This window comes from Halomonas sp. 328 (genome assembly GCF_015645095.1).
Taxonomy (GTDB): Bacteria; Pseudomonadota; Gammaproteobacteria; order Pseudomonadales; family Halomonadaceae; genus Bisbaumannia.
Window position 1 is genome coordinate 62,269 of the sequence record NZ_JADOTW010000019.1, and the last position, 26,140, is coordinate 88,408.

25 protein-coding genes are annotated in these 26,140 nt (G+C 69.1%); 13 read left to right on the forward strand and 12 right to left on the reverse strand.

What is annotated here, in order from left to right; all coding sequences use genetic code 11:
* Window positions 1-53 precede the first annotated feature (53 nt).
* The 6 genes from gmk to IHD13_RS11245 all read left to right on the forward strand — a co-directional run bounded on the left by gmk (window position 54) and on the right by IHD13_RS11245 (window position 4,723).
* On the forward strand, window positions 54-686 hold the full coding sequence (gene gmk, locus IHD13_RS11220) for a guanylate kinase (RefSeq protein WP_195861131.1): 633 nt from the start codon (window positions 54-56) through the stop codon (window positions 684-686).
* A gap of 64 nt (window positions 687-750) precedes the next feature.
* Window positions 751-1,005, forward strand: coding sequence for a DNA-directed RNA polymerase subunit omega (gene rpoZ, locus IHD13_RS11225; protein WP_195861132.1), 255 nt, complete (start codon window positions 751-753; stop codon window positions 1,003-1,005).
* Between the two features lie 53 nt (window positions 1,006-1,058).
* A complete protein-coding gene (locus tag IHD13_RS11230) occupies window positions 1,059-3,197 on the forward strand; it encodes a RelA/SpoT family protein (protein WP_195861133.1) in 2,139 nt (712 codons plus the stop codon).
* Between the two features lie 78 nt (window positions 3,198-3,275).
* A complete protein-coding gene (locus IHD13_RS11235; protein ID WP_195861134.1) occupies window positions 3,276-3,665 on the forward strand; it encodes a Rid family detoxifying hydrolase in 390 nt (129 codons plus the stop codon).
* A gap of 20 nt (window positions 3,666-3,685) precedes the next feature.
* Complete coding sequence (gene thpR / locus IHD13_RS11240) at window positions 3,686-4,204, forward strand: RNA 2',3'-cyclic phosphodiesterase (protein ID WP_195861135.1); 519 nt, start codon at window positions 3,686-3,688, stop codon at window positions 4,202-4,204.
* Window positions 4,205-4,216: 12 nt separating this feature from the next.
* Window positions 4,217-4,723: an acyloxyacyl hydrolase gene (locus tag IHD13_RS11245; protein WP_195861136.1), complete on the forward strand. Its 507-nt coding sequence runs from the start codon at window positions 4,217-4,219 to the stop codon at window positions 4,721-4,723.
* Window positions 4,724-4,967: 244 nt separating this feature from the next.
* On the opposite strand, the gene IHD13_RS11250 is transcribed toward IHD13_RS11245, so the two are convergent.
* Entirely contained in the window at window positions 4,968-5,843 is an 876-nt protein-coding gene (locus IHD13_RS11250) for an SDR family oxidoreductase (protein WP_195861137.1), read from the reverse strand.
* 78 nt (window positions 5,844-5,921) lie between these two features.
* Here IHD13_RS11250 and IHD13_RS11255 point away from each other — a divergent pair, with 78 nt between their 5' ends.
* Together IHD13_RS11255 and recG are read left to right on the forward strand one after the other, a co-directional pair.
* Window positions 5,922-6,836, forward strand: coding sequence for a hydrogen peroxide-inducible genes activator (locus IHD13_RS11255; protein WP_195861138.1), 915 nt, complete (start codon window positions 5,922-5,924; stop codon window positions 6,834-6,836).
* Complete coding sequence (gene recG, locus IHD13_RS11260; RefSeq protein ID WP_195861139.1) at window positions 6,833-8,914, forward strand: ATP-dependent DNA helicase RecG; 2,082 nt, start codon at window positions 6,833-6,835, stop codon at window positions 8,912-8,914. The genes IHD13_RS11255 and recG overlap by 4 nt, the downstream gene beginning before the upstream one ends.
* Before the next feature lie 129 nt (window positions 8,915-9,043).
* On the opposite strand, the gene IHD13_RS11265 is transcribed toward recG, so the two are convergent.
* From IHD13_RS11265 to IHD13_RS11275, 3 genes are all read right to left on the reverse strand, one after another.
* Window positions 9,044-9,400: a hypothetical protein gene (locus tag IHD13_RS11265; protein WP_195861140.1), complete on the reverse strand. Its 357-nt coding sequence runs from the start codon at window positions 9,398-9,400 to the stop codon at window positions 9,044-9,046.
* Window positions 9,401-9,464: 64 nt separating this feature from the next.
* On the reverse strand, window positions 9,465-9,740 hold the full coding sequence (locus IHD13_RS11270) for an HU family DNA-binding protein (protein WP_195861141.1): 276 nt from the start codon (window positions 9,738-9,740) through the stop codon (window positions 9,465-9,467).
* Window positions 9,741-9,877: 137 nt separating this feature from the next.
* Complete coding sequence (locus tag IHD13_RS11275; RefSeq protein ID WP_195861142.1) at window positions 9,878-11,038, reverse strand: FAD-dependent oxidoreductase; 1,161 nt, start codon at window positions 11,036-11,038, stop codon at window positions 9,878-9,880.
* A gap of 76 nt (window positions 11,039-11,114) precedes the next feature.
* Here IHD13_RS11275 and IHD13_RS11280 point away from each other — a divergent pair, with 76 nt between their 5' ends.
* The 4 genes from IHD13_RS11280 to phoR all read left to right on the forward strand — a co-directional run bounded on the left by IHD13_RS11280 (window position 11,115) and on the right by phoR (window position 14,957).
* Window positions 11,115-11,657, forward strand: a complete 543-nt coding sequence (locus IHD13_RS11280; RefSeq protein ID WP_326838344.1) for a chorismate--pyruvate lyase family protein — start codon at window positions 11,115-11,117, stop codon at window positions 11,655-11,657.
* A gap of 29 nt (window positions 11,658-11,686) precedes the next feature.
* A complete protein-coding gene (gene ubiA / locus IHD13_RS11285) occupies window positions 11,687-12,568 on the forward strand; it encodes a 4-hydroxybenzoate octaprenyltransferase (RefSeq protein WP_195861143.1) in 882 nt (293 codons plus the stop codon).
* A 324-nt stretch (window positions 12,569-12,892) separates the two neighbouring features.
* Window positions 12,893-13,582, forward strand: coding sequence for a phosphate regulon transcriptional regulator PhoB (gene phoB / locus IHD13_RS11290; protein ID WP_195861144.1), 690 nt, complete (start codon window positions 12,893-12,895; stop codon window positions 13,580-13,582).
* Window positions 13,583-13,646: 64 nt separating this feature from the next.
* Window positions 13,647-14,957 carry a phosphate regulon sensor histidine kinase PhoR gene (phoR, locus tag IHD13_RS11295; RefSeq protein WP_195861145.1) on the forward strand — a complete coding sequence of 437 codons (1,311 nt, stop codon included), beginning with the start codon at window positions 13,647-13,649 and terminating at the stop codon, window positions 14,955-14,957.
* A gap of 121 nt (window positions 14,958-15,078) precedes the next feature.
* On the opposite strand, the gene cysZ is transcribed toward phoR, so the two are convergent.
* The 6 genes from cysZ to IHD13_RS11325 form a co-directional block, all read right to left on the reverse strand.
* Entirely contained in the window at window positions 15,079-15,804 is a 726-nt protein-coding gene (gene cysZ, locus IHD13_RS11300) for a sulfate transporter CysZ (RefSeq protein WP_195861146.1), read from the reverse strand.
* 149 nt (window positions 15,805-15,953) lie between these two features.
* Window positions 15,954-16,676 (reverse strand): phosphate signaling complex protein PhoU, encoded by a 723-nt coding sequence (gene phoU, locus IHD13_RS11305; RefSeq protein WP_195861147.1) that lies wholly within the window; start codon window positions 16,674-16,676, stop codon window positions 15,954-15,956.
* A gap of 23 nt (window positions 16,677-16,699) precedes the next feature.
* Window positions 16,700-17,518, reverse strand: a complete 819-nt coding sequence (pstB, locus tag IHD13_RS11310; RefSeq protein ID WP_195861148.1) for a phosphate ABC transporter ATP-binding protein PstB — start codon at window positions 17,516-17,518, stop codon at window positions 16,700-16,702.
* Between the two features lie 8 nt (window positions 17,519-17,526).
* Window positions 17,527-19,092 (reverse strand): phosphate ABC transporter permease PstA, encoded by a 1,566-nt coding sequence (gene pstA / locus IHD13_RS11315; protein ID WP_195861149.1) that lies wholly within the window; start codon window positions 19,090-19,092, stop codon window positions 17,527-17,529.
* Entirely contained in the window at window positions 19,089-20,900 is a 1,812-nt protein-coding gene (locus IHD13_RS18570; RefSeq protein ID WP_326838345.1) for an ABC transporter permease subunit, read from the reverse strand. The genes pstA and IHD13_RS18570 overlap by 4 nt, the downstream gene beginning before the upstream one ends.
* Before the next feature lie 81 nt (window positions 20,901-20,981).
* Window positions 20,982-21,926, reverse strand: a complete 945-nt coding sequence (locus IHD13_RS11325; protein ID WP_195861150.1) for a PstS family phosphate ABC transporter substrate-binding protein — start codon at window positions 21,924-21,926, stop codon at window positions 20,982-20,984.
* A gap of 136 nt (window positions 21,927-22,062) precedes the next feature.
* Here IHD13_RS11325 and IHD13_RS11330 point away from each other — a divergent pair, with 136 nt between their 5' ends.
* Window positions 22,063-22,467, forward strand: coding sequence for an acyl-CoA thioesterase (locus IHD13_RS11330; protein WP_195861151.1), 405 nt, complete (start codon window positions 22,063-22,065; stop codon window positions 22,465-22,467).
* An 88-nt stretch (window positions 22,468-22,555) separates the two neighbouring features.
* Here IHD13_RS11330 and IHD13_RS11335 read toward each other — a convergent pair whose 3' ends face one another.
* Both IHD13_RS11335 and uvrD read right to left on the reverse strand, forming a co-directional pair.
* Window positions 22,556-23,644 carry a TRAP transporter substrate-binding protein gene (locus tag IHD13_RS11335; RefSeq protein ID WP_195861152.1) on the reverse strand — a complete coding sequence of 363 codons (1,089 nt, stop codon included), beginning with the start codon at window positions 23,642-23,644 and terminating at the stop codon, window positions 22,556-22,558.
* Between the two features lie 165 nt (window positions 23,645-23,809).
* Window positions 23,810-26,017 (reverse strand): DNA helicase II, encoded by a 2,208-nt coding sequence (gene uvrD / locus IHD13_RS11340; protein ID WP_195861153.1) that lies wholly within the window; start codon window positions 26,015-26,017, stop codon window positions 23,810-23,812.
* Window positions 26,018-26,140 lie beyond the last annotated feature (123 nt).

Here is a 26,140-nt window from a genome sequence, read left to right on the forward strand (position 1 = left end):
GCTTTGGATGCGGGCGGCCCCGCCGCCCCTCGCCCCGCGACCCGGAGCCCGACATGTCCCAAGGCACCCTCTTCATCGTTTCCGCCCCCTCCGGCGCCGGCAAGACCAGCCTGGTGCGCGCCCTGCTCGAGCGCCTCGACGGCATCGAGGTGAGCGTCTCCCACACCACCCGGCCCAAGCGTCCCGGCGAGGAAAATGGCGTCAACTACCACTTCGTGGAGGTGCCCGCCTTCGAGGCGATGATCGCCCGCGGCGACTTCGTCGAGCATGCCCGGGTCTTCGACAACTACTACGGCACCTCGCGCCCGGCGGTGCAGGCGCGCCTGGCCGCCGGCCAGGACGTGATCCTGGAGATCGACTGGCAGGGCGCCCGCCAGGTCCGCGAGCAGTTTCCGGAGGCCCTGTCGGTATTTATCCTTCCCCCCTCCCGAACCGCCCTGGAGGAGCGGCTCACCGGCCGCGGTACCGACGACGCCGCGGTGATCGCCCGGCGCATGCGCGACGCCATCAGCGAAATGTCTCACTATGACGAGTATGATCATGTGATCATCAATGATGACTTCGCCGTGGCCCTGGACGAGCTGTGTGCCCTGGTGCTGGCGGGCCGTACTCGGCTGGCACGGGTTCGCGATGGCCAGGCGGCGCTGATCGAGGCGCTCTTGTCACAGGATCATGGGGTCGAGTAGACTTTTTTGTCCCCCCGAATACACGCCGCGCTCAAGCCGGCAGTGCAACATCAGGATACCGTTCATGGCGCGAGTTACCGTTGAAGATTGTCTGGATCACGTGGAAAACCGTTTCAAGCTGGTGATGATCTCCACCCAGCGCGCCCGTCAGCTGGCTCGCGGTTCCCGTGACGCCCTGCTGCCCTGGGACAACGACAAGCCCACCGTCATGGCCCTGCGCGAGATCGCCGCCGGCAAGATCGACGATCAGGTGCTCAACGAGCCGGTGGAGGCGCTGGTACGCCCGCGGCCGGAGGCGGAAGCAGGCTACGGCGAGTAACGGCAACGCCGTTCCTCGCTTTTTCCCTCCCTCCGCAGCAATAAGGCGCGCCCATGTTTACCATCGACGACCTGGCCGACCGCCTCGGTAGCTACCTGCCCGCCGAGGAGATCCAGCAGGTCAAGCGCGCCTTCTACTACGCCGAACAGGCCCACGACGGCCAGCGCCGCCGTTCCGGCGAACCCTATGTGACCCACCCCCTGGCGGTGGCCAATATCCTCGCCAACATGCACATGGACCATCAGAGCCTGATGGCCGCCATGCTGCATGACGTCATCGAGGATACCGGCGTGCCCAAGGAGGCCCTGGCCGCCCAGTTCGGCGAGCCGGTGGCGGAGCTGGTCGACGGCGTCTCCAAGCTGACCCAGATCGCCTTCGAGGACAAGGCGGTGGCCCAGGCGGAGAACTTCCAGAAGATGGTGCTGGCGATGTCCCGGGATATCCGGGTCATCATCGTCAAGCTCGCCGACCGCCTGCACAACATGCGCACCCTGGGTGCCCTGCGCCCGGAGAAGAAGCGCCGCATCGCCCGCGAGACCCTGGAGATCTACGCCCGTATCGCCAGCCGCCTGGGCATCAACACCATCCGCGTGGAGCTGGAGGACCTCTCCTTCCAGGCCATCTACCCGATGCGCGCCGAACGCATCAAGCGAGCGGTGAGCAAGGCCCGGGGCCATCGCCGTTCGGCGATTCGCCAGCTGCAGACCAGCCTCCAGCAGTGCCTGGACGACGAGGGCCTGGCCGGCAACGTGGTGGGGCGCCAGAAGCACCTGCTCTCCATCTATCGCAAGATGCGCGATCAGCAGAAGTCCTTCGCCGAGATCATGGACGTCTTCGGCTTCCGCATCATCACCGACAGCGTCGACAGCTGCTACCGCATCCTCGGCGTGGTGCACAACCTCTACAAGCCGGTGCCGGGGCGCTTCAAGGACTATATCGCCATCCCCAAGGCCAACGGCTACCAGAGCCTGCACACCACCCTGTTCGGCGCCGGCGGCATGCCCATTGAGGTGCAGATCCGTACCCGCGAGATGGAGGCCATGGCCAACAACGGCATCGCCGCCCACTGGCTCTACAAGGCCGGCCAGACCGATCACCCCATCGCCGAGGGCAGCCACGCCCGGGCCCGCCAGTGGGTCAAGGGGCTGCTGGAGATGCAGCGCCACGCCGGGGACTCGCTGGAATTCATCGAGCACGTCAAGAACGACCTCTTCCCCGACGACATCTACGTCTTCACCCCCAAGGGCGACATCATGGAGCTGCCCCAGGGAGCCACGGTGATCGACTTCGCCTACAGCGTGCACACCGACATCGGCAACGGCTGCATCGCCTGTCGCATCGATCGCCACCTGGCGCCGCTCTCCACCCGCCTGGAGAGCGGCCAGACCCTGGAGATCATCACCGCCCCGGGGGCCAAGCCCAATACCACCTGGCTCTCCTTCGTGATCACCGCCAAGGCGCGCTCGGCGATCCGCCATGCCATCAAGCACCAGCAGCACACCGAGTCGGTGCAGCTGGGGCGGCGCCTGCTCAACAAGGCACTGGCGGATTTCGAGACCAGCCTGGAGGAGCTGCCGGAGGGGCACCTGAGCGCCCAGCTGGAGACGCTGTCGGTGAAGCACGAGGACGAGCTGCTGGAGTCCATCGGCCTCGGCACCCGCATGGCCTATGCGGTGGCCCGGCGCCTGGTGGAGGCACTGCCGGCAGGTCGGGAGGCCCCGCGCCCCACGGGCAGCGGCCAGGGCGACAGCCCGGTGGTGATCAGCGGCGCCGAGGGCATGGTGATCAAGTTCGCGCGCTGCTGCCACCCGCTGCCCGGCGACCCGGTGCTGGGCCACCTTTCGGTGGGCAAGGGCATCGTGGTGCACCGCGCCGACTGTCGTAACCTGAACGACCTCAAGGGCGACCCGGAGAAGCTCTTCCCCCTGGAGTGGTCGGAAACCATCACCGAGGACTTCCCGGTGGCGCTGCGCATCGAAATGGAGACCCGCCGCGGCCTGGTGGCGGAGCTGGCCAGCCTGGTCACCGATGCCGATGCCAATATCGAGCGCATCGGCATCGAGGAACGCGACGCCCGCCTGGCCATCGTCAACCTGACCCTGGCGGTGCGCGACCGCATCCACCTGGCACGCATCATCAAGCGCATCCGCAACCTGCCCCAGGTGGGCCGCGTCGGCCGCGTCCGCAACTGATCCCTGAATCCGGCCCCGCCGCCCCCGCCGGGCGGCGGGGCCCACTTTTTCCCACACAACCACAGCGAGGACACCACCATGAGCAACAAGGCCGTGATCAACACCGACAAGGCACCCGCCGCCATCGGCCCCTACTCCCAGGCCATCAAGGCCGGCAACACCGTCTACCTGTCCGGCCAGATTCCCCTGGACCCGGCCACCATGGAGCTGGTCTCCGACGACTTCGAGGCCCAGGCCCGCCAGGTCTTCACCAACCTCAAGGCGGTCTGCGAGGAAGCCGCCGGCTCCCTCGGCGAGATCGTCAAGATCAATCTCTACCTGGTGGACCTGGACAACTTCGCCATCGTCAACCAGGTGATGGAGGAGTTCTTCGCCGCCCCCTTCCCGGCCCGCGCCGCGGTCGGCGTCAAGGCCCTGCCCAAGGGCAGCCAGGTGGAGGCCGAGGCGGTCATGGTGATCGGCGACTAAGGCGCCCCGGAGGTTGTGGCGTGCGGCTCTTCCTCGCCCTGCGCCCCGACCCGGCCCTGGTCGAGTGCCTTGCCGACCTGGCCGAGCAGGCCCGCCGTCGCTGCGGCGGGCGGGTCGTGCCCCGGGCGTCACTGCACCTGACCCTGGCCTTCCTCGGCGAAGTGCCCGAGCCCCGGCTCGACGCCCTGACTCGCTTCACCGAGGCGTTCTCCTGCCGCCCCGGCGCCTGGCCCCTGGATCGCTACGGCCACTTCCGTCGCGGCGGCATCCTCTGGCTCGGCTCGAGCCAGCCCGCACCGGCCCTGGCGGCGCTCTACCAGGAGCTCCACCAGGGCCTGGACGAACTGGGCCTGGCGCCACCCCCGCGCCCCTTCCTGCCCCATGTCACCCTGCTGCGTCATGCCAAGCACACCGCCCCCGCAGCGTTGGCGGCCCTGCCACGGCCGGCGCTGACATGGCGCTACACTCAGATGGAATTGATCCACTCCCGGGCCAAGGATGGCAGACGCCACTATCACACCCTGGCTCGGAGTCGCTAAGGAAACCTGCCGATGACGCTTTCGAAGGCTTTACGCGGGGCTCTGCTGGCCCTGCTGGCGGTGGGAACGCCGCCGCTCTGGGCGGCCCCCAACCTGGGCCTGGGAATCACCAGCGAGCGCACGCCGGCGCTGCGCCTGACCCTGGATCGCACCTTCGACCTGAGCCACTGGCACTCGCGCCTCGACCTGCGCCTGGCCAGCGGGGTGCTGTTGCTGCCGGGGGATGACGGCGACGATAACGCCGCCTGGGTGATCACGCCGGCCTTTCGCTATCACCTGGGCGAGGCCCGCCGTGCCTACGTGGAGGCGGGTATCGGCGCCGCTCTCTTCCTGAACACCCGCCTGGAGACCCGCCAGCTCTCCACCGCCTTCCAGTTCGAGGATCGCCTCGCCCTGGGCTGGACGCTGCCCGGCGCCAGCGAACTGAGCCTGAGCGTCACCCACTACTCCAATGGGCGGATCAAGCGGCCGAATGATGGCTTCGAGGTCTATGGCCTGACCTACCGCCTGGCGTTGTAGGCCGCCGAACGGGAAGGATCAAGCGACCACTCTCGAGTCGGCGGCTTCGAGGTCTATGGCCTGACCTACCGCTTAGCGTTGTAGGCCGCTGAACGGGAAGGATCAAGCGACCACTCTCGAGTCGGCGGTTTCGAGGGCTATGGCCTGAACTACCGCTTGTCCTTGTAGGCCAAGGGATCAAGCGCCCGTCTCGCCCATCGGCGGCTTCGAGGCCTATGGCCCGAACTACCGCCTGGCGTTGTAATCACTTCTTGGCGGGCAGGAAGCCCCCCGCCTCCAGCACCTGGGCATAGCCCTCCCGGAAGCTGGGGTAGCGGAAGCGGTAGCCGCTCTCGAGCAGCAGGGCATTGTCGCAGCGCTTGCTGGCGCGGCGCCGCAGCGGCGACTGGATCACCTGGCTGGGCTCGACCCGCAGCTTGTCGGCCAACCACTGCATCACCTCGTGGAGCGGTGCCGGCTCGCAGTCGGAGGCGAGATAGAGGGGTGCCAGGGGCTGGTCGGCCAGGGCCAGGTCGATCAGGTGCGCCAGCACCCCGGTACAGTCGTCACGATGGATGCGATTGGAGTACATGGTCGGACTGGCCGGGGCGATGCGCCCCTCGCGGACCTGACGGATCAGGCGATCGCGTCCCGGCCCATAGATCCCGGAGAAACGTACCACGGTGCCCGGCAGGTCATGGGCCAGCAGGGCCTGTTCCGCCTCCAGCATCAGCTGTCCCGAGAAACCATGGGGCGCCACCTCGCTGGCTTCATCGACGCTCTCGCCATCCTGCTGGGCATAGACGCTGGTGGAAGAGACGAAGAAGACCCGCTTGGGCGGCCGCTTGCGGCCGGCAAACTCGGCCAGCACCGCCTTGAGGCCATCCGGATAGGCGGCCCGGTAGGCCCCTTCCTCGAAGCGGTCGGCGCTGATCACATAGACCACCACCTCGGCATCCGGCAGGGCCGCCAGGCTCTCGGCGTCCTGAACGTCCGCGGCCACCGCCGGAATGCCCGTCTCGGCCAGGGCCTCCGGACGACGGCGCACGCCGGTGACGCTCGAGCCTTGGGCCTTGAGTTGCCGTGCCAGGGTGATGCCGATATCGCCGCAGCCGACGATCAATGTCGTTGTTTTCTTCACCTTTCCCTTGCCCCTTGATAAAAAGTCCCTATCGGATAACACATTACTGCCCCGAGAGGATGCCGCCGAGGCACCACCATGACTCTAACAGAACTCCGCTACATCGTAACCTTGGCCCAGGAGCGCCATTTCGGGCGCGCCGCCGAGCGCTGCCACGTCTCCCAGCCGACCCTGTCGGTGGCGGTGAAGAAACTCGAGGAGGAGCTCGGTGTGCCCCTCTTCGAGCGCTCCAAGTCCACGGTCCAGGTCACCCCCCTGGGGGAGCGCATCGTCGAGCAGGCCCAGCGGGTGCTGGAGCAGAGCAGCGTGATCAAGGAGCTGGCCAATGCCGGCAAGGACCAGTTGGCCAGCCCGTTGCGCATCGGTGCCATCTATACCATCGGCCCCTACCTGTTTCCGGACCTGATTCCCGAGCTGGCCCGCAGCGCTCCCCAGATGCCGCTCTACATCGAGGAGGGCTTCACCGCCACCCTGCGCCGCAAGCTGCGCAGCGGCGAGCTGGACGCCATCATCATCTCGCTGCCCTTCACCGAGACCGACGTGCTCACCAAGCCCCTCTATGACGAGGAGTTCGAGGTGCTGATGCCGGCCAGCCACCCCTGGACCGAGAAGGCCAGCATCGACAAGGAGGAGCTGCTCGGCGAGCGTCTGTTGCTGCTCGGCGAGGGCCACTGCTTCCGCGACCAGATCCTCGAGGCCTGCCCGGCGATCAGCGCCAAGCTCAACAGCCCCAGCAATACCCTGACCGCCGAGGGCGGCTCCCTGGAGACCATCCGCTACATGGTCGCCTCGCGGCTGGGCATCACGGTACTGCCCCGCTCCGCCCTCGGCAGCGGCCGCTATGAGCAGGGCGGGGTGGAGAGTCGCCCCTTCAGCGACCCGGCGCCGTCTCGCACCGTGGCCATCGCCTGGCGCGCCAGCTTCCCGCGGCCCAAGGCCATCGATACCCTCACCGAGGCGATCGCCAAGTGCCGTCAGCGGCGAAGCTCATGAACGAGCTGCAGCAGCCGGTCACCGAGCTCAAGGGGGTCGGCGAGGCGCTGGCCGCCAAGCTGGCCCGGCTGCGCATCGCCACCCTGGCGGACCTGCTCTTCCACCTGCCGCTGCGCTACCAGGATCGCACCCGCATCACCCCCATGGGCACCCTCAAGGCGGGCCAGGAGGCGGTGATCGAGGGCGAGGTGGCCGCCGCCAGCGTGGTCCAGGGGCGTCGCCGCAGCCTGCTGGTACGGCTCAAGGACGGTTCCGGCATCCTCAGCCTGCGCTTCTTCCACTTCTCGCCGGCCCAGCAGCAGCAGTTCCGCCCCGGGGTGACCCTGCGTGCCTTCGGCGAGGCCCGGGCCGGGGCCACCGGCCTGGAGATCTACCACCCGGAGTATCGCCTGCTGGCCAGCGGCGAGGCCCCGGTGGAGGAGCACCTGACGCCCATCTACCCGACCACCGAGGGGCTCAACCAGGCACGGCTGCGGGCCCTGATCGGCCAGGCCCTGGCGCTGCTGGATCGCCACCCGGACGACCTGCGCGACTGGATTCCCGAGGCCCTGCGCCAGCGCTTCGGCCTGCCGGAGCTGCGCCACTGCCTGCATGCCCTGCATGAGCCGCCCCCGGAGGCGGACCTGGAGAGCCTGGCGAACGGTCACCACCCGGCCATTCGCCGCCTGGCCCTGGAGGAGCTGCTGGCCCATCAGCTCAGCCTGCGCCAGGTGCGCCTGCGCATCCAGGCCGATGGGGCCCCCGAACTGCCCTCCGGCCGCGGCCTGCAGGCGCGTTTCGTGGCCCAGCTGCCCTTCAGCCTGACCGGCGCCCAGCGCCGGGTACTCGACGAGATCGCCGCCGACCTGCAGCGCCCGCTGCCCATGCTGCGCCTGGTGCAGGGCGACGTGGGCTCCGGCAAGACGGTGGTGGCGGCCCTGGCGGCGCTCTCCGCCATCGCCGGGGGCTGTCAGGCGGCGGTGATGGCGCCCACCGAGATCCTCGCCGAGCAGCACTTCCGCACCTTCCGCGCCTGGTTCGAGCCGCTGGGCATCGAGGTGGCCTGGCTGGCCGGCAAGCTCAAGGGCAAGGCGCGCCTGGACACCAAGGCGGCGCTGCTCGACGGCCGCGCCCAGGTGGTGGTGGGCACCCATGCGCTCTTCCAGGACGACGTCCACTTCCAGCGCCTGGGGCTGGCGATCATCGACGAGCAGCACCGTTTCGGCGTGCACCAGCGCCTGGCCCTGCGCGAGAAGGGCGAGGCCGCGGGTCTCACGCCCCACCAACTGGTGATGACCGCCACGCCGATCCCCCGCACCCTGGCGATGAGCGCCTACGCCGACCTGGACCTGTCGGTGATCGACGAGCTGCCCCCGGGGCGCACCCCGGTGCAGACGGTGGCGGTGCCCGACGAGCGCCGCCCCGAGGTGGTGGCGCGCATCCGCCACGCCTGCGCCGAGGGGCGCCAGGCCTACTGGGTCTGCACCCTGATCGAGGAGTCCGAGGCGCTGCAGTGCCAGGCCGCCGAGGCGACCCGGGACGAGCTCACCGAGCGGCTCCCGGAGCTTTCCATCGGCCTGGTGCATGGGCGCATGAAGGCGACGGAGAAGGCCGAGGTGATGGCGGCCTTCAAGGCCGGCGAACTGGACCTGCTGGTGGCCACCACGGTGATCGAGGTGGGGGTGGACGTCCCCAACGCCAGCCTGATGATCATCGAGAACCCGGAACGCCTGGGGCTCTCCCAGCTCCACCAGCTGCGCGGTCGGGTGGGGCGCGGCGCCACCGAGAGCTTCTGCGTGCTGCTCTACCATCCGCCGCTGTCGGCCCACTCCCGGGAGCGACTGGCGGTGATGCGCGAGACCACCGACGGTTTCCGCATCGCCGAAAAGGACCTGGAGCTGCGCGGCCCCGGCGAGGTGCTGGGCACCCGCCAGACCGGCCTGGCACAGATGAAGATCGCCGATCTGGAACGGGACCGGGACCTGCTGGATAGCGTCACCGAACTCGCCAAGGCCCTGCTGGAGCAGGCACCGGAGGCCAGCGACCCGCTGATTCACCGCTGGCTGGGGGATGAAGCCGGGCGTTATGGGCAGGTGTAGGAAGCTGGAAGCTGGAAGCTGGAAGCTGGAAGCTGGAAGCTGGAAAACAGTCTGCCCCTATCCCCTATTGGGCCAAGGTTTTTTCGTCCGGCTTCAAGCTTAAGGCTTCTAGCTCCTGGCGAAGCCCGGCTAGAGGTGCTTGAGGAGTTTCTGCAGCTGGGTGAGATCGGCGGAGTCGCCGACCAGGCGTACGGTGCCGGCCATCATGCCGTCGAGGAAGGCCTGCTGGGTCGGCCTGCGCAGGACCTTGAGGGCGGTCGCCTCGTCCTCGAAACGCAGCTCCAGGTCGAGATCCACCGGCAATCCCTTGCCGGTCTGGATGCCACGGGGCGACATCCGGTAATAGCGGGCGATGGAGAGGTCTTCGGTGGCGATGCCCCAGTCGAGGCCCTTGGCCTGGCTGAGTACGTCGCGGAAGGCGGCCTTGCGGCGCAGGGCACGCTTGAGCAGCCAGCCCAGGATCCACAGCAGCAGACGCAGCTTCATGGCACTCCCTGCATGACAGATTCCGGGCCCGGCGATGGCGTCGCCGGGCCCGCGGTGGACAGCCTTACTTGGCGACGGCGTCCTTGAGCGCCTTGCCCGGCTTGAAGGCCACGGTCTTGCTGGCCGGAATGGTCAGCGGCTGACCGGTCTGGGGGTTCTTGCCGGTGCGTGCGGCGCGCTCGCGCACGGTGAAAGAGCCGAACCCGATCAGGGAAACGTCCTGCCCCTTGGCCACGCTACCGGTGATCTCATCGAGAATCACGTTGAGCACCTGGCCGGCCTTGTCCTTGGAAAGATCGGCACGCTCGGCGATCGCCGCAGCGAGTTCTGGTTTGCGCATACAGCCCTCCTGGTTTTGGATATGCAAGGCGGCATCCGCCGCTCTCGTTGTTCTTCGTTAGCCACTGAAGTCGAAGCACCCGGGAAACCCAAGCACCCCATCGATGCTGGCGGGAGCCCTCCCCCCACGTAACGTCACTAGACTAGCAACGGCGGGGCGACTCGCGCCAGCTCAACTTTCCGCTTCACGGCGGCGCCTGTCAACGCGAAACCAATCAAACGTCCGTCTGCATCTTCGGCCCGGGCCGTGAGATCCCGGCCTTCGCCTTCGATCCGCCACTGCGCCGGCACCTGGTGGGGCGGCAGGGAGACCACCGGCAGCAGGGGCGTCTTGACCAGTACCGGCCAGGGGCCATAGCTCACCGGGGTCGGCGTTCCGCTCAGGGTCGCCGCCAGGGCCCTGGCCGCCGCCTGCAAGGGCTGCACGTACATGGCGTTGACCCCGGCCACGCAGGCCACGTCCCCCAGGGCATGGATATCCGCCGCCGAGGTGGCCAGGTAGCGGTCGGTGACGATGCCCTCGGGGGAGGTCGTCAAGCCCGCCGCCGCGGCCAGCTCGGTCCGCGGCACCAGGCCGGTGGCCACCAGCACCAGATCGGCATCGAGGCAGCGGCCATCGTCCAGGGTCAGGACCACGCCCCGGGGTTCGGCCGCCAGGGTCGTCAGCAGGCGCCCCATATGCAGGGTGATGCCCGCCTCCGCCATGGCCTCGCCCAGGGCCCGCCCCAGCGGCGCCGGCAGCAACCGCGCCAGGGGCGCCAGCTCCGGGGCGATCAGGTCCACAAGGTGGCCGCCGGCGTGCAGGTCGTTGGCGAATTCGCAGCCCACCAGGCCACTGCCGATGATCGCCACCCGGGCCGGGCGGCCGAGGGTCGCCAGGGCCCCCTGGAAGGCGCGGTAGTCATCCAGGTCATTGATGGTAAAGACCCGCCCAACCAGTTCCTCGGAAATGGCGAAGGGGGGCCGCGGCGTGGCACCAGTGGCCAACACCAGTTGGCCGTAGTCGAGGCGTTCCTCGCCGATCCACAGGCAGTGGGCCTCGGGATCGATGGCGGTAACCCGGGTCCGGGTCCGCACCACGGCCCGGAGTTGATCGGCCACCTCGATGGCCGAGCGCTGGGCCAGCCGCTCCGGGGGCAGGCCCTTGGCGAAGCCGGTGGAAAGCAATGGCTTGGAGTAGTCGTCGCCACTATCGGCGGTGATCAGGGTCAAGGGGCGCTCGGGGTTGCGGGCCCGCCACTGGCGGGCCAGGCCCAGGCCGGCCATACCGGTGCCGAGAATGATCAGGGGCGTGTCCATGGGGCTCCTGGCAAGCGAGAGGGGATGGGGCCCCATGGTACACTAGCCGCCCCTTGACTCGACCCGGAGAGGCACGGTGCGCGACAGGCCCCTTCCTACCCCCAGCCCCCACTGGCATCCCGCCGCGGCCTTTCGGCCATTGATCAGCGCCCCCTGGTGGCAGTGGCTGGCTTCCCAGGACTCCCTGACCGAGCGCCTGATGGCCGCCGGCGGCGAACGCCCCTTCCGGGTCCGCCTGCTGAGCCAGCGCCTGGGGGTGCCGCGGCGGGACGAGGCCCAGGCGCTGGGGCTGGCGCCACGCCGCCTGGCCTGGCTCAGGGAGGTGGCCCTGTGCCTCGACGAGTCCCCCTGGGTCGTGGCCCGCTCGGTGGCCCCCCTGACCCAGCTGCGTGGCCAGCGCCTGGATGGCCTGGGGGAGCGCTCCCTGGGTAGCTGGCTGTTCCGCCAGCCGGACCTGGAGCGCAGCCCCATCGAGCTGACCCGGCGCCCGGCCCCCTTCCACCCCGCCCAGGGGCCCTGGGGGCGCCGCTCGGTGTTCCGCCACGGCGACTTCGCGGTGCTGGTGCAGGAGTATTTCCTGGCCACCATGGCGGATGATCTGGGGCTGCCTTCGCGCTAGGATGAGCGCCATCGCTTCAGGAGGACACGATGGACTCGACCCAGCCCCGCGGCCTGCGCCGCCTGCCCGACTTCCTGCGCCTGATGCGCCTCGACCGGCCCATCGGCACCTGGCTGCTGATGTGGCCCACCCTCTGGGCCCTGTGGGTGGCCGCCGAAGGCCTGCCCGGCCGCGACCTGCTGCTGATCTTCGTCGGCGGGGTCTACCTGATGCGCGCCGCCGGCTGCGTGATCAACGACTACGCCGACCGCCACCTGGACGGCCACGTGAAGCGCACCCGGGATCGCCCCCTGGCCACCGGTCGCATCTCGGAGAAGGAGGCCAAGGGGCTGTTCGGCGCCCTGGTGGCCGCGGCCTTCGTGCTGGTGCTCTTCACCAACCTCTTCACCATCCTGCTGGCCTTCGTGGGGGTGGGCCTGGCCTTTATCTACCCCTTTATGAAGCGCTACACCCACCTGCCCCAGCTGTTCCTGGGGGCCGCCTTCTCCTGGGCGATCCCCATGGCCTTCGGCGCCGTGCTGGGCCATATTCCCGTCGAGGCCTGGCTGCTGTTCGCCGCCAACGTCGCCTGGACCGTGGCCTATGACACCCAGTACGCCATGGTCGACCGGGACGACGACCTGAAGATCGGCATCAAGTCCACGGCGGTGCTCTTCGGCCGTGCCGACAAGGCGATCATCGGCCTGCTGCAGCTCACCACCCTGGGGCTGCTGGGCTGGGCAGGCTGGCGCCTGGGGCTGGGCGGCTTCTTCTGGCTGGGGCTGGCGACCATGGCGGCCACCTTCGTCCACCAGCAGGTGCTGATCCATGACCGCTCCCGGGAGCGCTGCTTCCAGGCCTTCCTCAATAACCACTGGTCGGGGCTGGTGCTCTTCGCCGGGCTGGCGCTGACCCTCTGGCCCCAGGGCTAACCATCCCGCCTGGGAGACGCCGCCTTTACCTCGGATAAGCCCGCGAACCAAGGGGCGCTGGGGGCAAGGCGGAGCGGGGGTCCTATGCCAGGGGTGAGGAGGATTCCTCCGAACGGGCTGGCCAGGGATGGCCAGCACCGGTCCTGCAAGCGAAGCAGGATGCGGGAGCGCCGCAGGGCATCGGTAGCGCCCAGGGAAGGGTTTACCGCGCCCCGCGACGGCTTGTCCCCAGGGTAGCCCCGAGACAAACTCGCTTTGTCATGGCACTGTCATATTGTCAGGCTCTAATCGTCATCACACCGTCATAGCCAGCCGAGGCCCGAGATGACCGCCAAGACCGTTCTGATCGTCGATGACGAAGCCCCCATCCGCGAGATGATCGCCGTGGCCCTGGAGATGGCCGACTATCGGGTGCTGGAGGCCGATAATGCCCAGGACGCCCACGCCATGATCGTCGACCACCAGCCCGACCTGCTGCTGCTCGACTGGATGATGCCCGGCACCAGCGGCATCGAGCTGGCCCGGCGCCTCAAGCGCGAGACCACCACCGCCGAACTGCCGATCATCCTGCTTACCGCCAAGGGCGAGGAGGACAACAAGATCCAGGGCCTGGAGGCCGGCGCCGACGACTACATCACCAAGCCCTTCTCGCCCCGGGAGCTGGTGGCCCGCCTCAAGGCGGTGCTGCGCCGTACCACCCCCAAGGGGGTCGAGGAAGCGGTCGAGGTGGATGGCCTGGTGCTGGACCCCGCCAGCCATCGGGTCAGCGCCAACGGCCAGGCGGTGGAGATGGGCCCCACCGAATACCGGTTGCTGCAGTTCTTCATGACCCACCAGGAGCGCGCCTACACGCGCAGCCAGCTCCTCGACCAGGTGTGGGGCGGCAACGTCTATGTGGAGGAGCGCACCGTGGACGTGCATATCCGCCGCCTGCGCAAGGCCCTGGGCGAGCACCACCAGCACCTGGTACAGACGGTACGCGGGACCGGCTACCGCTTCTCCGCCAAGGCCTAGTATTCTGATGCCAAAAGCGGTGCTGACCACCGCCCCCTGAACCTCCGACCTGCGGAGCCCGCCCGTGCGCAACTGGCATCGCGAACTCTGGCGACTCGCCCTGCTGATCGCAGGGGCCGGCCTGCTGGGCTGGCCCCTGGGGCACCCCGTGGTCGGCCTGGCCCTGGGGCTGGCCCTGGCCCTGGGGCGCCAGCTCTGGCAGCTGCGCGCCCTGCACCGCTGGCTGAGCCGCCACCCCCAGGACGAGCCCCCCGCCGCCAGCGGCCTGTGGGGCGAGCTCTTCGATCGCCTCTACAAGTACCAGAAGGGCCAGCGCCTCACCCAGCAGCGCCTGCGCGATACCCTCAAGCGCATCCAGGACTCCTCCGAGGCGATGAGCGACAGCGTGGTGATGCTCGACTCCCATGGCGACCTGGAGTGGTGGAACAGCGCCGCCGAGCAGATGCTGGGCCTCAAGGCCTCCCACGACCGCGGCCAGCACATCACCAACCTGCTGCGCGACCCGCGCTTTATCGCCTACTTCAATGCCCGCGACTACCAGGAACCGCTGACCCTGCCCTCGCCGCTGCGCGAGGACCTGATCCTGCAGTTCCAGATCACCCTCTATGGCGACGACGAGCGCCTGCTGATGGCCCGGGACATCACCCGGCTGCACCGCCTGGAGATGATGCGTCGCGACTTCGTGGCCAATGTCTCCCACGAGCTGCGCACTCCGCTGACGGTGCTGGCCGGCTACCTGGAGACCTACGCCGACCACGCCGACCTGCTGCCGCCGCGCTTCGCCCGGGGCCTGGGCCAGATGCAGCGGCAGGCCACCCGCATGCAGACCCTGGTGGAGGACCTGCTGCTGCTGTCGCGGCTGGAGAACGAACAGCATCGGGAGCCCGCCGCGCCGGTGGATCTCGGCGAACTGATGACGGCGGTGTGCCGTGACGGCGAGGCCCTTTCCGGGGGGGCGCACCACCTGGCGGTGGACGCCCAGGCAACGGAGCGACTGCTGGGCAATGCCCAGGAGCTGCGCAGCGCCCTCTCCAATCTGGTCTTCAATGCAGTGCGCTACGCCGGCGAGGGGGCCCGGATTACCCTGCGCTGGCGCCTCACCGCCGAGGGCGCCTGCCTGGAGGTGGAAGACGACGGCGAGGGCATCGATCCGGTCCACCTGCCGCGCCTCACCGAACGCTTCTACCGGGTCGACAAGGGGCGTAGCACCGCCACCGGCGGCACCGGCCTGGGCCTGGCCATCGTCAAGCATGTGCTGCTGCGCCACGACGCCCGCCTGACGATCGACTCCCACCCCGGCGAGGGCGCCCGGTTCTCTTGCCACTTCCCCGCCGACCGATTGCTGCCCGCCCCGGCAATGGCGAACTCCTCCTGAGCGGGCGCCTCTCCATCACTCCCCTTGCCACTTCCCCGCCGAACGATTGCTGCCCGCCCCGGCAATGGCGAACTCCTCCTGAGCGGGCGCCTCTCCATCACTCCCCCTACTAGCGTCCTGATCAGGCCTCTGTTGCTAGGCCCCGGTAGTGAACGTCCCACATCAGCACCGCGCCGGCCACGGCGCCGGGCAGCAGGAAGAGGTTGGCCAGGGGGATCCAGGTGATCAGGGTGACCCAGCCGCCATAGGTGAGGGTCGGCCAGGGACGGCGGGCCAGGCGGCGACGCATCTCGGCGAAGCTCACCTTGTTGTTGTCCATGGGGTAGTCCAGGTAGGTGATGGCCATCACCCAGGCGGAGAAGAGCGCCCAGAGCAGGGGCGCGGCCAGGTTGATGCCGGGGACCCAACTGATCAGCAGGAGCAGCGCCAGGCGCGGCAGGATATAGGCCAGCTTGACCAGCTCGCGACCCAGGGCATCCACCGCGGTGCGCGCCAGGCCGCGATCGTCCAGGGGCTCGCGGCCGGTGGCCAGCCCCTCCACCTTGGCGGCCAGGAAGCCGTAGAAGGGCGCGGCGATCAGGTGGGTCACCAGGGTGAAGGTAAAGAAGATGATCACCACCAGGGCAAGCAGGAACAGCGGCCAGATCAACCAGCTCAGCCAGTCGAGCCAGGCCGGCACCATCGCCATCCAGCTGTCCAGCCAGCCGCCGAAGTGGGCCAGTACATAGCGCAGCAAGAGCGCATAGACCACCAGGTTGATGGTAATGGGCAGGAACACATAGCGGCGCAGCCCGGGGCGATAGACCAGGCGAGTGCCACGCAGCACCGCCGTCAGCGCATCCAGCATGGGATATCTCCCTTCCATACGACAACGACCGCCGAGGGCCTCGGCGGTCGCTGCATTGGAGGGGCTGGCGCCCCGGCGGTCAAGTCCGGTGGCCATCAACTGCGGTCAGGCACCCTCATCCGTGGCGGCCCGGGGCTATCCTGCCCCCCTTACCGTTTGATAGCCGCCTCGTCCAGCTCCTCGGGGTCCACATGGCGGATATCCAGCCCCTTGACCAGGTAGACCACGTACTCCGCCAGGTTATTGGCGTGATCGCCGATGCGCTCCAGGGCGCGCAGGATCCACATCACATTGAGGATCGGCGAGATCGAGCGCGGATCCTCCATCATGAAGGTCATCAGCGAGCGCATGGCGCTGGCGTACTCGCTGTCCACCGAGTCGTCCTCGTGGACCACCTCCAGGGCCAGTTCGATATCGAAGCGGGCGAAGGCGGTCAGGGCATCACGCAGCATCTTGCGCACGTGCTCGCTGATATGGCGCACCTCCACCACGCCCTTGGCCCCCTGGCTCGCCTCGATCAGCGACAGGGCGTTGCGGGCGATCTTGCTGGCCTCGTCGCCGATGCGCTCCAGGTCGGAGGTGGCACGGATCACCGCCAGCACCAGGCGCAGGTCGGAGGCGGCGGGCTGACGACGGGCCAGCACCCGGGTGCACTCGTCGTCGATCTTCAACTGCATGTCGTTGACCGCCTTGTCGTTGTCGCGGACCCGCTCGGCGAGGCGGCTGTCGCCCTCCAGCAGGGCGCTCACCGCTTCCTGGATCTGCTGCTCCACCAGGCCGCCCATGGCCATCAGGTGGGTCTTGAGCTCCTCGAGCTCCTGGTTGAACTGACGGGAAATATGCTGGCTGTGGGTATCGCTGGTGATGTCCATGGGACGCTCCTGAGGCCGCCGGATCAACTCATCCGGCCGGTGATATAGTCTTCGGTGCGGGCCAGCCGCGGATTGGTGAAGAGGTCATCGGTGGCGGCATACTCCACCAGCTCGCCGCCCTCCAGGAAGGCGGTGTAATCGGAAACCCGGGCCGCCTGCTGCATGTTATGGGTGACCAGGATCACCGAGAGCCGCGACTTGAGGTTGCGGATCAGCTCCTCGATCTTCAGCGACGAGATCGGGTCCAGGGCCGAGGCGGGCTCGTCGAGCAGCAGCACCTCCGGCTGCACCGCCAGGGTCCGGGCGATCACCAGGCGCTGCTGCTGGCCCCCCGAGAGGGTCCAGGCGGAGTCGTGGAGGCGATCCTTGACCTCGTCCCAGAGGGCCGCGGAGACCAGGGCCCATTCGATGATCTCGTCGCGGCGGCGCTTCTTCAGCGGCGCCTGGAGCCGCAGCCCGAAGGCCACGTTCTCGTAGATCGACATGGGGAAGGGGTTGGGGGTCTGGAAGACCATCCCCACCCGGCGGCGCAGCTGCGCCACCGCCACCCCGGGCCCATGAATGTCCTCTCCCTCCAGCAGTACCCGACCGCTCTGGGTGACCTCGTCGTTGAGGTCATGCAGTCGGTTCAGGGCCCGCAGCAGGGTCGATTTGCCGCAGCCCGAGGGACCGATAAAGGCGGTCACGGCGTGCCGCGGGATCCGCAACGACAGCCCCTCGAGCGCCGACTGGCCGGCATAGCGCAGGGAGAGGTCATCGATCGCCAGGCAGCTCGCCGCCGCGGGGATCTCGATCACCGCGGGGCGGGCACCGCTCGCCCGGGAAAGCAGGGTCTCGCTCATGGGTCGACTCATCGGGACCGCAGCCGCGCATGCCGCATCCGCAGATGATGACGCAGCAATATTGCAGTCAGGTTAAGCACCAGGATCACTCCTACCAGCAGCAGCGCCGTGGCATAGACCAGCGGCAGGGCCGCCTCCACGTCGCCGCTATGAAAACCGACATCGAAGACATGGTAGCCCAGATGCATGAACTTCCGTTCCAGGTGCAGGTAAGGGAAGTCTCCATCCAGCGGCACCTGGGGCGCCAGCTTGGCCACCCCCACCAGCATCAAGGGCGCCACCTCGCCGGCGGCCCGGGCGATGGCCAGGATCACGCCGGTAAGCATCGCCGGCAGGGCCATGGGCAAGACCACCCGGCGCAGCATCTCGGCACGGGTGGCCCCCAGGGCCAGGGCCGCCTCGCGCTGCTGGGCGGGGATCCGCGCCAGCCCCTCCTCGGTGGCCACGATCACCACCGGCAGGGTCAGCAGGGCCAGGGTCAGGGAGGCCCACAGCAGGCCACCGGTGCCGAAGGTGGGCGACGGCAGGCTATCGGCGAAGAACCACTCGTCGAGGCGCCCGCCGATGCCATAGACGAAGACACCGAGGCCGAAGACGCCGTAGACGATGGAAGGCACCCCGGCCAGGTTGCGTACCGCGATGCGCACCCAGCCGGTGAGCCGCCCCTGGGGCGCCACCTCGTGCAGGTAGACCGCCGCCAGCACCCCGAAGGGGGTGACCAGCACCGACATCAAGAGCACCATCAGCACGGTACCGAAGATCGCCGGCCAGACGCCGCCGGCGGTATTGGCGGCCCTGGGCCCCTCGGAGAGGAAGTGCCAGAGGTTCGCCCCCCAGGCCGCCAGCTTCTGCAGCGGCGACATGGCGTTGGGGCGCCAGGCGGCGACCATCTCCTCCAGGGGCACGCTGAGGCGCTCGCCGGCGGCACTCTCCACCACCAGGGCATCCCGGGCCATGGCCGCCTGCAGCTCGCCGACCCGGGCCCGGGCCTCGGCCAGTCGCGCCTGGGCCTCGGCGTCCTCATGCCCCGCCGCCAGGTGCCGCGCCAGGGGCGCGATCACCTGCCGGCGCAGGGCATCGCGCTCGACGCGCAGCGCCTGGACCCGTGCCAGCCGCGCCGTGAAGCTCTCCCAGAGCGGTGCCTCGGTCAGTCGCCGCCCGTTCTCCTCCAGGGCCAGGGGGCGCACGATCAGTTCCCCCCAGCGCTGGCGCTCGATCACCGCCCAGTCGGCGGGGTGCTCGTGGGTGGCGATGCTCGCCACCGGGACCCAGCGCCAGGCGTCGCCCTCCAGGTCACGGTTGCCGGTGCGGTAGAGGCGCTCGCGCAGGGGGCTGCCCTGCAGGGTCTGGCGACGCTCCTCGCGCACCCGTTGGCCGGCCAGCTGGCGGCCATCGTCGAGGGTCACCAGTTCCACCGGCGCCGGCCAGAAATGCCCCAAGCCGCGCCCCGCCAGCAGCAGCAAGAGGGCCGCCAGCATCAGCAGCGACAGGGCCAGGCTACCGGCGGCCAGCCAGGGCCAGGGGCCCTCGCCCCGGGGCAGGCCGGCGCGACTCGCCACGCGCCAGCGCCTCATCGACCGGCCCCCAGCTGGCGATAACGACGCCTGAGCCGCCGCCGTACCAGCTCCGCCAGGGTGTTGACGGCGAAGGTGAAGAGAAACAGCAGCAGGGCGCTGAGCATCAGCACCCGGTAGTGGGTGGCGCCGGGCACCGCCTCGGGCAGCTCGATGGCCAGGTTGGCGGCGAAGGAGCGCATGCCCTCCAGGGGGCTGGCACTCATCAGGGCGGTATTGCCGGTGGCCATCAACACGATCATGGTCTCCCCCACGGCACGCCCGGCGCCGATCATCACCGCCGAGAAGATCCCCGGCCCGGCGGCGGGCAGCAGTACCTTCCACAGGGTCTGCCAGCGGGTGGCCCCCAGGGCCTGGGCGCCTTCGCCGAGGCTCGCCGGCACCCCGGAGAGGGCGTCCTCGGCCAGGGCGAAGATGGAGGGAATCACCGCGAAGCCCATGGCCAGGCCGACGATCAGGGCGTTGCGCTGGTCATAACCGAGCCCCAGGGAGGCCTCCAGCCAGCCGCGCAGGTCGCCATCGAACAGCACCGCCTCCAGCCAGGGCGAGGCCCACAGGGCCAGGGCGACCCATAGCGCCAGCCAGGGCATCAGCCAGAGTCCCGCCCAGCCCAGCGGCAGGCACCGCCGCCATGCCGCCGGCAGCCGCGTCCAGAGCCCCCCCGCCAGCAGCATCACCAGCGGCAGCAGGGCGATCAGCGCCAGGCCACCGGCCAGGTGACGCTCGACGAAGGGCGCCAGCACCAGGCCGGCGATGAAGCCGATCACCACCCCGGGCAGGGCCTCCATCAGCTCCAGGGTCGGCTTGATTCGCTCGCGCAGGCGCCGTGGCAGGTAGCAGGCGGAGAAGACCGCCGCCCCCAGGGCCAGGGGAATCGCCAGCAGCAAGGCATAGGCCGCCGCCTTGAGGGTCCCCCAGGCCAGCGGCGCCAGGCCATACTTGGGCTCGTCGAGGCTCCCTTCGCTGGCGCTCTGCCAGCGTTGCTGGGGCGCGGCATGGCCTTCGTAGGGCTGGGGCAACCAGAGGGTACGCCAGCTCACCTCGGCATGGGGCGCCTCGATGGCCAGGCGCTGGACCCGGCCCTCGTCCTGCCACAGCAGGCCGCCCCCGGCATCGAAACCCAGCGGCTCGCCGGCGGGCGCCTCGCCCTGCCAGCGTCGCCCGGCCAGGGATTCATAGAGGCTCAGCCCGGTGGTATCCCGGACCAGGAAGCGCCGCGACTCAGGCAACGGCCAGAGGGCCTGGATGGCCGGGCCCCGCTCCCGATAGGTCTTGACCGGGCGCAACCCGGGCGAGTCGGGCTCCGGGGCCCAGCGGCGCAGGCCGCCGCCATCATCGGCGACGACCAGGCTGCGCCCCCCGGCCAGGGTCGCCAAAGCGGTGATACGCTGCTCGGCGGCCACCACCGGCAGCCGCGCCACGACCCGGGGGGCCTCGCCGTCCAGGGCCAGTCGCGTCAGCCGATGTCCCTCCGCCAGCCACAGCGACTCGCCCGCGAACGGGGGCTGGGCCTGGGACAAGGCACGCGGCAGCCGATCCAGCCGCTGCTCCTGCAACCAGGCCTCGAGCCCGGCAGGCAGCGGTGCCGCCAGGGGATACGCCACCTCGACGCCGGGGGCGGCCGGCTCGGCGGCGACCCGCGGCGAGGAGAAGAGCGGCCAGGCGGCCATCACCAGGAAGACCCCGATGGCCAGCACGGCGACGATCACCCCGGTCCCGCAGGCGCCGATCAGCAGGGTCGCCAGGCGATCCCGCACCAGGCGCCAGCGCTGGCGCCGCCGCACGGCGGGCGAGGAGTAGTCGATCATGGCCGGGGCCCGTGGGAAGCGTGTAAAGACATGGCGATAGCGTGACTCTAGGTCAGAATCATGACAGTTGGATGACAGCGCTCAGGGCGCCGTCAGGCCCAGGCGCTGGCGACTCTCCGCCAGGCGTTCCGGCGACAGGGCCACGAACCCCAGCTCCTCGACGATGGCCTGCCCTTCGGCGGAGAGCACCAGCTCGACGAAGGCCCGCTCCAGCGGCGGCCAGGGCTCGCCCGGGGCCAGGTTGAGGTAGAGATAGAGGGGCCGGGTCAGCGGATAGCTGCCATCCAGGGTGGTGCCCGGGGCGGGCCGCACCACCTCACCATCGTCCCTCTCCAGAGCCAGGGCCCGCACCCCTGGGGTCAGGTAACCGAGGCCGGCATAGCCGATGCCCCGGGGGTCATTGGCCACCGCCGCCACCACCGCCGCCGAGCCCTGCAGCTCGGCGACATCGTTGCGGAAATCGCCGCCGCACAGGGCGACCCGGCGCATCACCCCATGGCTGCCGGAGGCGCTGTTGCGGCCATAGCGGGCGATATTGCCGTCGATGCCCGGCAACAGCCCGCCCCAGCGGGTCAGGGGCAGCGTGGCGCCGCAGCGCCGGGTATCCGAGAAGATCGCATCCACCTGGGCCAGGCTCAGCGCCGCCAGGGGGTTGTCGCGATGCACGAAGAGCGCCAGGGCATCCAGGGCCACCGGCAGGGCCAGGGGCGGGTAACCGTGGGCCGCCTCGAAGGCGGCGCGTTCCGCCGCCGACATGGGTCGCGACATGGGCCCCAGGCGGCTGGTACCCGCCACCAGGGCCGGCGGCGCCGTGGAGGAGCCGCTGGCCTGCAGCTGCAGGCGCACCCCGGGATGCTCGGCCTCCAGGGCTTCTCCCCAGCGCAGCATCAGGCCGGCCAGGGTCTCGGAGCCGATGGAGTGCAGGGTCCCGGCGATGGGCCCCCCCGCCTGCAGTGGTGCGGCGATCAGCCAGAGCAACAGCAGCGGCCAGGCAGACGGGCGCAGGGGATGACGAATACAGAACATGGCAAGGCTCCCGAACGGCCTGGGGCACGCGGCTGGCGCGACGCCCTGTCACGGATGGTGGTTAAGGGGCGGACAGGCGTTTAAGATGCCTGTTCAATGAGTCTCGAACAACAATGCCGGCGATCCGTGATACCCCATGACCGATCTCGATGATGTGCCCGCCCCCCAGGGGCAGTTGACCCTCAAGCTGCTGGCCTCGCGCCAGGATACCAACCTCTATGGCGATATTCCCGGCGGCTGGCTGGTCAGCCATATGGACCAGGCCGCCGAACTGGCCGCCGGCCGGGTGGCCCATGGCCGCACCGCCACCGTGGCCATCGAGGCCATGGACTTCCTGTGCCCGGTGCGCGTCGGCTCGGTGGTCAATATCTTCACCGAGGTGCGGGAGATCGGCCGCAGCTCCATCAAGATCGACGTGGAGGTGTGGAGCCGCCCGCCCCAGGAGCGCGACCCGGACGAGCTGCACAAGGTCACCGAGGCGCGCTTCGTGATGGTGGCCCTGGACGACAACGGCCGGATTCGTGCCGTGCCCGAGGCCTGACGCCTCGCATTCTCCCGCCCCCTGACGCCAGGCGGTATAACGACACTGGGCGCCCGCAGGCGCCCAGTCGGGACGAGCAGGGGGGCGCTTAGGCGCCGACGGCATCGCGTCCCTTGAGGTAGGAAAATTCCCCCACGTCGGTGAAGGGGCGCACCAGGCGCTGGAAGGCCTGATAGGACTCATAGACCCGCGCCGATTCCGGGTCGGACTCCACCTGACGCGCCAGCACCTCTTGGGACGACTCGTGAAGCGCCGCCATCACATCCTCGGGGAAGGTCCGCAGCTCGACGCCGTGCTCATCCACCAGAGTCTGCAGGGCCTGGGCATTGCGGAAGGTAAACTCGTCGATCATCGCCAGGTTGGCGGAACGGGCCGCCTCCACCACCACCGCCTTGAGGTCATCCGGCAGGGCGTTCCAGGCATCCAGGTTGATGGTGCCCTCGAGCACCGCGCTGGGCTCGTTCCATACCGAGGTGTAGTAGTAGTCGGCCACCTGGTAGAGGCCGAAGGCCATGTCGTTGTAGGGGCCCACCCAGTCGGCGGCATCCAACACCCCGGTCTGCATGGAGGTGAAGATCTCCGAGCCCGGCATGTTCACGGCGGTGGCGCCGATGCCGTTCATGGCCTCCCCGGCCAGCCCCGGCAGGCGGATGCGCAGGCCACGCATATCGTCCAGGGAATGGATCTCCTTCTTGAACCAGCCGGCCATCTGGGTGCCGGTGTTGCCCACCGCGAAGGGCTTGAGGTTATGCCGGGCATAGATCTCGTCCCACAGCTCCTGACCGCCACCGTGGTAGAGCCAGGCATTGGTCTCGGTGGTGTTCATGCCGAAGGGCACGGCGGTGAAGAACTGGGAGGCGGCCAGCTTGCCGCGCCAGTAGTAGGAGGCCGAATGGCCCATCTCGGCGGTGCCGGCGGCCACCGCATCGAACACCTCCAGGGCCGGCACCAGCTCGCCGGCGCCATAGACCTGGACCCGCATGCGGCCCCCGGAGAGGGTCTCGATACGCTGGGCGAAATCGTTGGCACCGGTGCCGAGGGCCGGGAAGTTCTTCGGCCAGGAGGTGACCATGCGCCAGGTGATGGTCTCCTGGGCACTGGCGGTGGAGACGAAGGGGGCGGCCACCGCCCCCGCGGCGCCGGCGCCCAGGGCACCGAGGAATTGACGACGTTTCATGACGGGCATGACTCCATTGAGCATTGTTGTTCTTCCGCCGGGCCCTGTGCTTTCCCCTGACGAGGCGGCCCTGGGCGGAAAAGTGTCCGTCACGCAGTATGCTTAGCGGCGTTAGCGACGGCAAGCCCGGTCGCCAACGCTATTGACGTTAGCGTCAAGGGGAGCTCATAGCGGTGTCAGCTTGGCGAAGCCCAGCACCAGCCACTTGTCGCCCTCGCCCTCGAAGCTCACCTGTACCCGGGCGCGCTGCCCCTCGCCCTCGGCGTTGATGATCACCCCCTCACCGAACAGCGGATGGCTGACCCGCTGCCCCAGGGAGAGGCTGGGCAGCGTTTCGCCGCCATTGACGCCCTCCTGACGGGCCGCCGCGGGCATGGCCCGGCCGGCGGTGACCGGCCGCGAGATCTGGCCGCGCAGGCGCACCTCCTCCAGCAATGCCTCGGGCAGCTCGCGCAGGAAGCGGGAGGGACGCTGGAAGGTCTCCTTGCCGTGCAGGCGGCGCAGCTCCGCATAGGTGAGGTAGAGCTTGTGCATGGCCCGGGTCAGGCCCACGTAGCAGAGGCGCCGCTCCTCCTCCAGGCGCCCCGTCTCCTCCAGGGACATCTTGTGGGGGAAGAGTCCCTCCTCGACCCCGGCGACGAAGACCACCGGGAACTCCAGCCCCTTGGCGGAGTGCAGGGTCATCAGCTGCACGCAGTCCTCGAACTCGTCCGCCTCGTGGTCGCCGGCATCCAGGGCCGCCTCGGCCAGGAAGGGCTCCAGGGCCGCGGCCCCCTCGCCCACCTCCCCCTCGCCCAGGGGCGTGCCCTGGGTGAAGGCCCGGGCGGCGGTGACCAGCTCCTCCAGGTTCTCGACCCGGGCCTGGCCCTTCTCGCCCTTCTCGTTACGGTGGTGCTCCAGCAGCCCCGACTGGCTCACCACATGGTCGATGATCTCGTGGAGCATCAGCGCCGCGGTATCGTGATCGAGACGCTCGATCAGCTCGGCGAAGGCCTGCACCGCCGTGGCGGCGCGTCCCTTGAGCCGGCCCTGGGCCAGGCAGTCGTGGAGCGCCTGCCACAGGGAGACGTTCTCCTCCCGGGCCCGCTCGCGGATCACCTCCACGGTGCGGGTGCCGATGCCCCGGGCGGGCACATTGATCACCCGCTCCAGGGAAGCGTCGTCGTCGCGGTTGAGCAGCAGGCGCAGGTAGGCCAGGGCGTTCTTGATCTCCAGGCGCTCGTAGAAGCGGTGGCCGCCGTAGATGCGGTAGGGCATGCCCTGGCGGATCAGCGCCTCTTCCAGCACCCGGGACTGGGCGTTGGAACGGTAGAGGATGGCGATATCGCGGCGGTTGATGCCCTCGTCCACCTTCTCCTTGATGGTGTCGACGATGAAACGCGCCTCGTCCAGGTCATTGAAGCCGGCATAGACGGAGATCGGCTCGCCCTCGGCGCCGTCGGTCCACAGCTCCTTGCCCATGCGCCCGCTGTTGTTGCTGATCAGCGCATTGGCGGCATCCAGGATGGCGCTGGTGGAACGATAGTTCTGCTCCAGGCGCACCGTCCTGGTGTCGGTGAACTCGGTCTCGAAGCGGCGGATATTCTCGACCCGGGCGCCGCGCCAGCCGTAGATCGACTGGTCGTCATCGCCCACCACCGTCATCGGCGTGCGCTGGCCGCTGAGCAGCTTGAGCCAGGCGTACTGCAGGGTATTGGTGTCCTGGAACTCGTCCACCAGCACATGGGCGAAGCGCGCCTGGTAGTGGGCCAGCAGCGCCGGGGTATCGCGCAGCAGCTCCAGGCTGCGCAGCAGCAGCTCGCCGAAGTCCACCAGGCCACCCCGCTCGCAGGTCAGCTGGTAGCGCTCGTAGAGCTCCACCATCTGGCTCATGTAGGCGTCGCCGTGGGCATCCACCTGATGGGGCCGCAGCCCCTCCTCCTTGCAGCCGGAGATAAAGTACTGCACCTGGCGGGGCGGAAAGCGCTCGTCGTCGATGCGGTGATCCTTGAGCAGGCGCTTGATCAGGCGCAGCTGGTCATCGCTGTCGATGATCTGGAAGTGCTGGGGCAGGCGGGCGTCCTGCCAGTGGGTACGCAACAGGCGGTGAGCGATGGAGTGGAAGGTACCCACCCACATATGCCGCAGCGACAGGCCCAGCAGGGCCTCCAGGCGGGTGCGCATCTCCCGGGCCGCCTTGTTGGTGAAGGTCACCGCCAGGATGGCATAGGGGGAGAGCCCCTCGGTCTGCAGCAGCCAGGCGATGCGATGCACCAGCACCCGGGTCTTGCCAGAACCGGCCCCGGCCAGCACCAGCATGTTGCCCTGGGGGGCGCTGACGGCCTCGCGCTGGGCGGGGTTGAGGTGGTCGAGAATCGCCGTGACGTCGTCCATAGGGGCAGGCACTTGCTGATCGAAAAATGGGCGACCAGCTTAGCATAAGCTGGAAGCTGGAAGCTGGAAGCTGGAAGCTGGAAGCTGGAAGCTGGAAGCTGGAAGCTGGAAGCTGGAAGCTGG